Annotated in this window: 10 protein-coding genes; 4 read left to right on the forward strand and 6 right to left on the reverse strand. The window is 41.3% G+C overall.

Annotated features, from left to right (window positions below; all coding sequences use genetic code 11):
- The first annotated feature begins 377 nt into the window (after positions 1-377).
- The 4 genes from MJZ25_15995 to MJZ25_16010 all read left to right on the forward strand — a co-directional run bounded on the left by MJZ25_15995 (position 378) and on the right by MJZ25_16010 (position 3,588).
- The gene (locus MJZ25_15995; GenBank protein ID MCQ2125676.1) at positions 378-983 is read left to right on the forward strand and encodes a hypothetical protein; all 606 of its coding nucleotides are present in this window, start codon (positions 378-380) and stop codon (positions 981-983) included.
- Positions 976-1,872 (forward strand): nucleotidyl transferase AbiEii/AbiGii toxin family protein, encoded by an 897-nt coding sequence (locus MJZ25_16000; protein MCQ2125677.1) that lies wholly within the window; start codon positions 976-978, stop codon positions 1,870-1,872. The genes MJZ25_15995 and MJZ25_16000 overlap by 8 nt, the downstream gene beginning before the upstream one ends.
- Before the next feature lie 142 nt (positions 1,873-2,014).
- Positions 2,015-2,317: a helix-turn-helix domain-containing protein gene (locus tag MJZ25_16005; GenBank protein ID MCQ2125678.1), complete on the forward strand. Its 303-nt coding sequence runs from the start codon at positions 2,015-2,017 to the stop codon at positions 2,315-2,317.
- Positions 2,318-2,388: 71 nt separating this feature from the next.
- The gene (locus MJZ25_16010; GenBank protein ID MCQ2125679.1) at positions 2,389-3,588 is read left to right on the forward strand and encodes a HipA domain-containing protein; all 1,200 of its coding nucleotides are present in this window, start codon (positions 2,389-2,391) and stop codon (positions 3,586-3,588) included.
- Positions 3,589-3,728: 140 nt separating this feature from the next.
- Here the strand turns inward: MJZ25_16010 and MJZ25_16015 are convergent, their stop codons facing one another.
- The 6 genes from MJZ25_16015 to MJZ25_16040 all read right to left on the reverse strand — a co-directional run.
- The gene (locus MJZ25_16015; GenBank protein ID MCQ2125680.1) at positions 3,729-4,529 is read right to left on the reverse strand and encodes a hypothetical protein; all 801 of its coding nucleotides are present in this window, start codon (positions 4,527-4,529) and stop codon (positions 3,729-3,731) included.
- A gap of 14 nt (positions 4,530-4,543) precedes the next feature.
- Positions 4,544-4,963, reverse strand: coding sequence for a hypothetical protein (locus tag MJZ25_16020; GenBank protein MCQ2125681.1), 420 nt, complete (start codon positions 4,961-4,963; stop codon positions 4,544-4,546).
- Positions 4,956-5,363: a hypothetical protein gene (locus tag MJZ25_16025; GenBank protein MCQ2125682.1), complete on the reverse strand. Its 408-nt coding sequence runs from the start codon at positions 5,361-5,363 to the stop codon at positions 4,956-4,958. The genes MJZ25_16020 and MJZ25_16025 overlap by 8 nt, the downstream gene beginning before the upstream one ends.
- 1 nt (position 5,364) lies before the next feature.
- Entirely contained in the window at positions 5,365-8,160 is a 2,796-nt protein-coding gene (locus tag MJZ25_16030) for an AAA family ATPase (GenBank protein MCQ2125683.1), read from the reverse strand.
- Between the two features lie 243 nt (positions 8,161-8,403).
- The gene (locus tag MJZ25_16035) at positions 8,404-9,273 is read right to left on the reverse strand and encodes an Abi family protein (GenBank protein MCQ2125684.1); all 870 of its coding nucleotides are present in this window, start codon (positions 9,271-9,273) and stop codon (positions 8,404-8,406) included.
- Between the two features lie 298 nt (positions 9,274-9,571).
- A partial coding sequence (locus MJZ25_16040) for a class I tRNA ligase family protein (GenBank protein ID MCQ2125685.1) occupies positions 9,572-9,951 on the reverse strand: 380 nt, incomplete at its 5' end.

Raw genomic sequence — 9,951 nt, forward strand, 5'->3', positions numbered from 1 at the left:
CGTTTTAGTAAGGCTATCTGCTCGTCAATTTCCTGCAAACGTTTTAACAGGGCTGTTTTTTCAGCTTCAAGATTGGAAAGGGGGGCAGTCAACTCTTGCATCGGTAAAATCTAAATTTTTACCGATGGTTTAAAATTTCGGGTTATTGCCAAACAAGGTCTTTTTCTCACAAAAAAAACAAGTAAAAGACCTAACTAGCATTGCAAAACAGGTCTTTTTCTAGGCAAAAACACAAGAAAAAGACCCACAATTCTTCAATTTAAACAAAAAACATACAAATTTCTACGGCACATTTATAAATATGCCGTAGATTTTTACACACAACAAACAATACACAAACATTTGCATTTGTGTATCATTTATTGTATATTTAGACCATGTCCAAAATCACGGTAGCACACGACATTGTAGCCTCATACGATGGTATCGTCAGAACATCCGACTTCAACGACAACGGAATCCGCAATGACGAATTGTCTAGATTCTGCACTAGCGGAAAACTTTACAGAGTTCGCAAAGGCGTGTACAGTGCCATTCCGACGAACGAAATAGCAGAAGAACGGTTGCTTGCAGAACTCTTGTCCGATGCGGTCATCTGCATGGAATCGGCACTCTACTATTACGGCTATAGCGACCACGCCCCCACGGAATGGACAATTTCCGTGCCTAGGTCATTTTCACGTTCCAGACTTAAAATTGAAGGACTTTTTCTAAAACCACGATATGTGCAAGAAGAACTTTTCAATATTGGACTAAGTACAGAAAACATCAACGGGTTCGAACTAAAAATTTACGATCGAGAACGATGCGTCTGCGACTGCTTCAAGTACCGCAACAAAATAGACAGCGAGCTATTCAACAAGGCCTTGAACGCCTACGCAAGCGACCCTCAAAAGAATCTAATGAAGCTTCTGGATTACGCCCGAAAAATGCGAGTACAAAAGAAAGTTAGAGAAATTATGGAGGTTCTGTTCAATGGCTGATCGCGCAGCATCGGTACTTGCCAAAATACGAAATAAGTCCAAGGAAATGGGCTGGAACAGCATGCAAAGCCTTCAGCTTTTTTGCCAGGAAGAATTCATCCGTAGAATCAACCTTTCAAAATACAAAGATGCATTTATTTTGAAAGGCGGCCTGCTCATTTACGCGCTTTCAAATTTTGGAAGCAGAACAACCCGAGACGCAGATTTTCTCGTTGAGAACCTCTCAAATTCTCCAGAAAGAATGCGCGAAATCATTCACGAGATAATAAATACGGAATCAGAAAATGACTTTGTAACTTTCGAATTGGCAAATCTAAAAGAGATTGCCAAAGAAAAGAAATACACTGGGGTTTCTGCATTTCTCATCGTGAAAATCAAAAACACCCGTACAGGAATAAACATTGATTTTGGATTTGGAGACACAATCATTCCAAAACCAAAAACAGCAACCTTTCCTGTTCAAGTCGAAGGGTTTTCAAGCCCTCAAGTAAGAGTTTACCCCGTAGAAACAATCATCGCGGAAAAAATTGACGCAATCCTTGATCGAATGGAACTTTCCAGTCGAATGAAGGATTATTTTGACATTCACTTCATTCTTCAAAATTTTGATTTTGATGGTACAACATTGAAAACCGCCATCGCGAGGACCTTCGAAAATCGACAACGTAATTATGATATGAATCGTTTTCAGAAAGTCCTTCAATTTCACAACGATCAATCTATGGGAACCAAGTGGAAAGCTTTTCTGAGAAAAGCAAAATTGCCCGAGATTTCATTTCAAGAAGTTATCGCATCTTTGCAGAACTTTCTTGAATTGCCAATACAAGCATGCTTCAACAATAAAGACTTTTCGCGAAAATGGAAGAGTAAAGAGCAGAAATGGGTATAAAAGGACGCTTTTGACGCATTCTTACCAGTACAGGAACATTTTCATCTAAATGGTCAAGTTCATAGACAAGTCCATAAAGTTCATTCATAATGTTCAATATATTGAACATTTTAAGCAATTTTTGTATATTATGTAAAACATTATGAAAAGAGCATTATTACCATCGCAGAAAAGAATTTTAAACAACCTTGGCAAGCAGATAAAACTAGCCAGACTTCGCCGCGACCTCTCGGCAGAACAAATCGCCGAACGGGCAGACATTTCTCGTGGCACCTTGATAAAAATCGAAAGCGGTGATGAAGGCGTCTCCATGGGCCATTATTTTAGGGTACTGATTGCGTTGGGACTTGCAAGTGATATACTCCTTGTAGCAAAAGATGACGAACTCGGCAGAAAACTCCAAGACGCAAAACTAAACGTAAGAGAACGCGCCAGCAAGAAATAAGGTCTCGCAAAATGAATAATCGGTCCGTATACGTATTCTTCCATAACGAGCAGGTCCTCGAGCCTGTTCTCATGGGCATTCTGCAAGAAACCTTGCAACGAGGCAAAAGCATCTTCTCCTTTGAATTTGACAAGTTCTGGTTAAACAATCCCATTTTTCAAATTTTTGATCCTAACCTAAGCCTATTTCGGGGAAAACAATACGCACCTACTGACAAAGATAACTTTGGCGTTTTCTTAGATTCCACTCCCGACCGTTGGGGGCGACAACTCATTGACCGCAGGGAAACTATTTTGGCTAGAAAGGAAGGACGCCCCGTAATTCCCAGGACTGAATTAGATTATCTACTGGGAGTTTTTGATGAGAGCCGCATGGGAGCCCTGCGATTCAAACAGAGTCTTGACGGTGATTTCATCGACAACGACAAAGAACTAGCGACACCACCTTGGGAATCCCTTCGAAAATTAGAGGCAGCCAGCCTAAAATTGGAACAGGATGAAAATTCCATTGATGACCGTTGGTTAAAAATGCTATTACGTCCAGGAAGTTCTCTCGGAGGAGCGCGACCAAAAGCAAATGTTGTCGATGAACATGGTCATCTATGGATAGCCAAGTTCCCAAGTAAAAAAGATCGAAAAGATGTCGGAGCTTGGGAAACTGTCTGCATGACTCTTGCAAAAAAATGCGGTGTAGAAATCAGCGACTTTAAATGCATTAAACTCGGTTCCAAATATCACACTTTTTTAACAAAAAGATTTGACCGAACAGAAAATAACGTCCGCAAGCATTTTACATCGGCAATGACGCATTTGGATTATAACGATGGAGCTAATGGAGGAACCGGAGCCAGCTACCTTGAATTGGTAGAGTGGATTTCTGAACATTGCGTAAATGTGCAAGGCAACTTAGAGCAGCTTTTCAAACGAATTATTTTCAACATTGCCATTTCCAATTGTGACGACCACCTGAGAAACCACGGTTTCCTCTTAACGCCCAAAGGCTGGACACTGTCACCAGCTTATGACTTGACACCCGACGAATATGGAACAGAACTTTCGTTGAACATTAACGAAAGCGAAGCAAATCTAGATTACAATTTGGCAAGAGAAGTTGCGCCCTATTTCGGCATCGCGCCAAGCGATGCAAACAGGATTATCAAAAAAACAAACGACGTTGTTTCAAAGTGGCAAAAGGTCGCAACAGACATAGGCATTTCGCGAAGCGAACAAGAGCTTATCGCATCAGCCTTCAAGAAAAAAAATGGTGTTTGAATAAAACAGAACTCGTAATAAAGAAAAGGAAGAAAGTAAATAAACCGCTAGTGGATTTGAATACACACGGTCCCGGATATAGCGTTTAATACAAAAAAACAGCCCATAACGAATCCGTTATGGGTTGTTTCCTTCAAAAACTATTCCGTCACTTGGCTTCGAGTCAATGTATATGTATTAGAGCCACCGATACCCATGCCATTGAGATAAACAGTACCATTAACATCATAACGAATTGCATATGTAATTCCACCACCGCCATCACGAATTCCAACGACTTCCACTTTGGATTCTGCGGGAACATCAAAAGAAACTTGTTTGTGATGTATCATAAACGGTTCTGTAATAGCAACTCCATCTACTTTAAGTTGAACATAATCTCCATCCTCAGCGGCATAGTCCCAAATATGAACCTTAGTCGACTTTTCAGTCTTGTCATGCGTTATTACCATATCCGCTTGCCGAACGGTTATTTGATCATCGTTCTTTACTAACCTAGCCCCAAGTTCCAATTTGTCCGACCACTGCTGTTTCAAGATTTCCTGAGCACCAACACTCGTGCTAATAGGGGTGTCCATGGGACTAACACCTCGCACAGCAAAAGAAATTGCCAAAAGTCCTGCCAAAACTGCTGACCAAAGTACCAATCTCTTTTTACGACGAACGACCGTTTCAGGCGAAGAATTTTCATGAAGACAATCCTTGTTTCCATCCACAGCATCGGAAAACTTATCAATTTTTTCCTTCTGTTTGACATCGACATCATCCTTCGATGTTTCCGTTTTCATATTCTTTCGTAAAGATTCATTTTGTGCCGGAGAAAAGGATTGAATGTCAGGAGTATCTTTTTCAATCCCCAATCTAGAGGAAGAAGTTTCTCCACCATTCAGCTCAGCGTGAGCAACCCCTTCAATTTTCATTTTACGTTCTTTCTGTTCCATAAAAATTCTATATCCTAATTAAACGGATGTTTTCTAAAATAAAATCCCATAATAATTCTACACACCAATACTTGAACTATTACAGCAATAATTGTCAACAGATGCCTTGTTGGTTCAATGACATCAAATCCATAAGCAAGAATTTTTTCAGCCAACGCAACAATAAAAAAATTACACAGAGCAAAAATACTGAACGGATAAAGTTTGTCAATCATGGTATAGCAACGTCTAAAAAATATATTTGTCAGCAAAAAAGGAATAGACACTATTTTAAAATATGTCAGTCCAAAACTAGGCAAACTATAGCCCGTAGTAAGCATAGATAGAATAAACATTAAGATTCCTAAATAAAAAAGTGCTCCCAATACCATAGTGGGAATCAGCACTAAGCAAAACCACATTCCTGCAAAAAATGTTCTTACCGAATCAAACATTCAAAGAATCCATCGGATATTTTTGAAAGAAAAGGCACATTACAAAACGTCCAAGAAGCAAAAATCCCAAAGCAATCAAATTTGAATTAAAAATCGCATACGATATCTGAATCAACGCAACGATTGTTAAATAAGCTAAAGTAGTCGCATACAGGGGGCGAATTAGAGGATTCCTTATATAAATTTCTTGAAAGATTTCCTCTGTAATTACAAAAGGAGGAATGAAGAAAAATAAAGTGACAAGTGTAATCGCCAAATTCCCCGATACAACAGTCAAGGTTCCATCCAAAATGGATACACATATTATAACTTCAACAATCGTTACAAAAAGTAATATGATCCACGCAGCAAGTACATTCATGGACCAAGCGTAAGCACCGAACCTGTTTCCTTGATTCACACTACACCCCCTCCAAATCACAGGCCGTAATGGTTGTAAGCGCAGTCTTGGAAAAATCATTGGAATCACTCAGTCGAAGAGCTTGATTATTCAGGGATTTTTCAAAGATGTTTCTTACATATCGACCATTGCCAAATTGAGGGTTCATCTTTGCTGATTCAAAATTTTTCCGCAAGCATTCGCTAGCACCGTCATCCAAAATATATCCCTGGTCACCGTAGAACTTGCCCGCAATTTGCATAAGTTCATCCGTAGAATAATCTGGGAATTCAATAATGTTTGCAAATCGAGAATGCAAGCCAGCATTTTGATTCAGGAAATTTTCCATATCACTGCTGTAACCTGCAAGAATCACCACCAATCTATCGCGATTATCATCCATCATCTTAACAAGGGTATCTATCGCCTCGCGGCCAAAGTCATTAGGGCCACCTTGGGCAAGTGCATATGCCTCGTCAATAAATAGGACTCCGTTGAGTGCAGACTCAATGACCTCTCTTGTCTTTATGGCTGTCTGCCCAACATAGCCAGCCACTAGTCCCGAGCGATCCGTTTCCACCAACTTATTCGTGGTGATTACATTCATATTGTAAAGGACATTCGCAACGGTCCTGGCCATCATCGTTTTACCGGTGCCTGGATTGCCTGCAAAAATCATGTGCATCGTTTGCGTGTCAGAGGTTTTCAATCCAGCTTGTTTGCGAGCCTCCTTAAGCTTTAAGCGAGCTTGTAAGCTCCGGATGTACTGTTTGACGGAATCAAGTCCAATAACTTTAGACAATTCGCTTTCAAGATCAAAATCCTTAGGCCCAAAGCATCCAAAATCTTCAGGAATTAAAAGATCCAAATTCACAGGATTTTTCACGACACGCTTCGACTGTTGTAAAATCGCGGCCTCCACAACATTACGGACAAGTCTTCCGTTTCCGCCATCATTTTTGCCCTTGACCTGCGAAGCCTCAAATATCCTAAGAAGCGGTTTTTCGCAATCCGCATCCATTTTGTACCCCTTGGACTTAACAGTAACTTTTGCAATGTCAAGCATTTCTTTGGAGCTGTAATCTTCAAAATGAACAATATTAGGGAACCGGGATTTCAATCCGGAATTTGTCTTAAGAAAATCCTTCATTTCCAATTCATAGCCAGCCAAAATGACGACAAGATTCTCCCTATTATCTTCCATCCCCTTTACAATAGCGTCTATGGCTTCAAGCCCAAACGGATCTCCGGCATCTCGACAAAGCGAATAGGCTTCGTCAATAAACAGGACTCCACCGAGAGCGCTATTGATGACTTCATTTGTTTTCTGTGCGGTTTGCCCAAGATATTGTCCAACAAGATCAGCTCTTGTCACTTCGCGTAAATGCCCCGAGGAAAGCACTCCTATAGCCTTCAGGTATTTCGCGACAATCCTCGCAACAGTAGTCTTTCCCGTTCCCGGATTTCCAGCAAAAATCATGTGCATGGAGATATCCGCTTTCGGAAGACCATTGGCCGTTCTGATTTGCTGAATTTTGACATTCGTCTCCAAATCACGAATATAATCCTTCACCTTTTTCAGACCAATAATGTTGTCAAGTTCCTTCTTGACATCAGCCAATTCCGAAGCATTTATATCTTTGGAATAATCAGCAAAATTCAATTTTTTGCCAGAGGCTAGAGATACAAAGAATTCATTTTCTACACTGGTAAGATGAATCTTCGTATTCGTCGCAATTGCATTTTGCAAAAGCATTTCAGTGAGGCCTTTGTAAAGGAACTCTTCTACGAACTTCTTTAAGCCCTTGATACCTGCATCTTGTGAAAATATCTTCGCAAGTGCATTGACAACATCATCATCAAAAGACGCTTCAATATGAAGCATCTGAGAACATTTGTCAATCAAAGCCCTGCATTCCGTAAATGCAATATCCTGAAGTTGCTTTTGCGAGAACGGCTCCAGTTCAATAACATCACCGAACAATTTCGTAATCTTGTTTCCAAGAACAGAAAGTATTTTCGCCTTGGGAAGTGTACTAATAAAAACAAAAAATTTGCCATTGGCAGAAATTTCAGAAATCGGATTGGAGTGAAGAACTCCCGTCGCATCCATCAGCATTCCATTATTAGACACATAACGCTTATTCAGTTTACAAACGCCATTTTCCAACAACTGCTGAAGAATATCCAATTCACCAGCCCCTGCTTTTTCCGGTTGCTCAAATATAATGACATCAGCCTTAGACTTCAGGCAAGCATATATATCGCTCAAGAACAAAGTTCCAGAAGAATCGCTCGCATAACGGCCAAGATCAATAATCTCCGCAGACGATGATGTCAAAATTTTTTGTTGGCAGAGAATTTTACTGATGCACTGGATTGCATAAGCCTTTCCCCTACTAAGGTGTCCCAAAAGAAGAATGGAGTTTTTCGGCTTTTCTTCTTCGTACCCACTTACAAAAGGACGCTTAAATGCAGTAACCAAGGATTGAATATCCTTTTCAGACCCAATCCAAATTTTTGCAAGTTCCTTGGGAACAGGATTAAAATTAAAAGATTTTGCATTGTCCTTTACAGCATGTGCTGAAGCCTTGGAATCCTGTCTCGTAAAAATCGTAGCGAACCCTTTTTCCGGTTCATGCCCTTTCGGTTCTGATTTCACAGATTCCGATTTCGATTCGCTTTTCAATACCGTTTTTTCTACAGACGATGTAGATTGTACTTTTGGGGTTGCCCTCAAACCCTGAGGCAAGTTCTTTGCCGCAGTAAAAATCTGGTATTCAGGAAAAAGAAATTTCAGCAACTCTTTAAGATTCATCTCAGCACCTTCAATCTAAATCTATTAAAAACTGGTGACTTTTTATGTCAAAAACAAAAAATGTCCCCTATATTCGCAAAATATCGAACATACGTCTTGATAGGGACATGCTCTACACAGTTTGAATCGCTGAAAAATCGCAAGACCCAGGTCCATCTTTGGCGAGGAAGTTCCTCGCCTTTTTGTGGGAAAAAGTTTCGTAAATCATCAGACGATATGCCGAGCTGATGATTCCGTCAAGGATTAAACTTCCTTGGCAATCGCCTTCACCGCCCAATCTTTTGGGAAAGAGATGTGCTCCAATTGAATAGCTGACGAATACTTTTCAAACAACGCCTTAATTGACGGGAGAAATTCTTCATTCCACTTTTGAGGATTCGGATACAAGTTCCGCACAGCAAGGAACGCCGCCCAAAGAGAGCGTTCATCCTTTTCTTCAACTTCCTCAATGTTTGCAGGGATTGCGGAAAAAATCCTATAGTAAAGCCTTCCATAATGGGCACAGATATTTCGCAAGTCTGTTGCGCACCTTAGCCAACTTTTTAGATTTTTCGGGACGGTCTTATAACATTCACTCGCAAAGTGTTTTTGATCCGCAAGAACAAGGTCCGCATAAAAATAGGACAGCATGCCAAACGAAAATAATTCCACGGCCACCCAAATAGGGAACACGCCATCATAGCAATCCTGGTGATGCTTCACAAAAGGAACATTAGAACTATGTTCAACTTCTCTATTGAAAGTTTCTAGGAATTTTTGGTGTTTGTGCGAGCGAGAATAAATCGACGCATCCAAATAGCCAACAGGGCTATATTTATGCGCATGGAAATAAGCAAGTCTCGCCCTCATAGAAATTTCTATTTCTTCAAGAGCCGAAAAAAGCGATCTCCTCAACAGTCGATCAAATTCATATATCTGTACAATCCTTGAGAAACTTGTTCCGGCATTATAGGAACCATCGGCATTTCTAAATGGTAGGAAATATGCAGACAATCTGTAATAATTTATGGATTCAAGGCAGCGAACAGCAACATCAACATTCTCAATACAACAGCCACGTTGTTTGATTTTTTCTACTTGTTCCCTATAAGTTGTTGCCTTTTTTGTTTCCATAAAAAAAATGTCCCCCCTGGGACACATCAATGAGAGGTGCGGGGGGTCCTGTTGTTCCAAATATACAATCTATTTCAAAGAAAAGCAAGCGCCCATTCGCCCGTCTAGGCGTGAAACACCCTCTATTTTAAAGTAGGAAGTAAGCCGGGGCGTTGCGGGCGCGGCGTATGAGCGCCCGCAGTGGGGGTAGCGGAAGCCCCTGGGTGGGGGCATAGAAAAAGCCCGCCGAAGCGGGCTTGATTATAAGGGCGGGAAGGGCTGAAGCGAGGGGGATTCCTCCCCCACCTCAACCGAACCTTTACTTCACCACGATATTCACCAGCTTACCCGGCACGGCAATGACCTTAACCACAGTCTTGCCGTTGGTAAACTCTTGAACGCGTTCGTTAGCCATGGCGAGGGCTTCCAAGGCAGCCTTGTCCATGTCCTTGGCGACGTTGGCCTTGGCGCGGAGCTTGCCGTTCACCTGGAACACGACTTCGACGGTGTTTTCCACAGCCTTGCTTGCGTCGGCTTCAGGCCATGCAACATTTGTCAAGGAACCTTCGTGACCGAGGATGCTCCACATTTCTTCGGCGATGTGGGGAGCAAAGGGCTGCAGGAGCTTTACGAAGGTTTCGCAAGGTTCGCGGTAGCGCTTGTCCATCTTCATCATTTCGTTGTTGAAGATCATCAGCT

The sequence above is a fragment of the Fibrobacter sp. genome, assembly GCA_024399065.1.
Classification (GTDB): domain Bacteria; phylum Fibrobacterota; class Fibrobacteria; order Fibrobacterales; family Fibrobacteraceae; genus Fibrobacter.

Coding starts and splice junctions, on each gene's coding strand:
- MJZ25_16015 (MCQ2125680.1), bottom strand. CDS start 4,529: ATGGAACAGAAAGAACGTAAAATGAAAATTGAAGGGGTTGCTCACGCT.
- MJZ25_16000 (MCQ2125677.1), top strand. CDS start 976: ATGGCTGATCGCGCAGCATCGGTACTTGCCAAAATACGAAATAAGTCC.
- MJZ25_15995 (MCQ2125676.1), top strand. CDS start 378: ATGTCCAAAATCACGGTAGCACACGACATTGTAGCCTCATACGATGGT.
- MJZ25_16005 (MCQ2125678.1), top strand. CDS start 2,015: ATGAAAAGAGCATTATTACCATCGCAGAAAAGAATTTTAAACAACCTT.
- MJZ25_16035 (MCQ2125684.1), bottom strand. CDS start 9,273: ATGGAAACAAAAAAGGCAACAACTTATAGGGAACAAGTAGAAAAAATC.
- MJZ25_16020 (MCQ2125681.1), bottom strand. CDS start 4,963: ATGTTTGATTCGGTAAGAACATTTTTTGCAGGAATGTGGTTTTGCTTA.
- MJZ25_16010 (MCQ2125679.1), top strand. CDS start 2,389: ATGGGCATTCTGCAAGAAACCTTGCAACGAGGCAAAAGCATCTTCTCC.
- MJZ25_16030 (MCQ2125683.1), bottom strand. CDS start 8,160: ATGAATCTTAAAGAGTTGCTGAAATTTCTTTTTCCTGAATACCAGATT.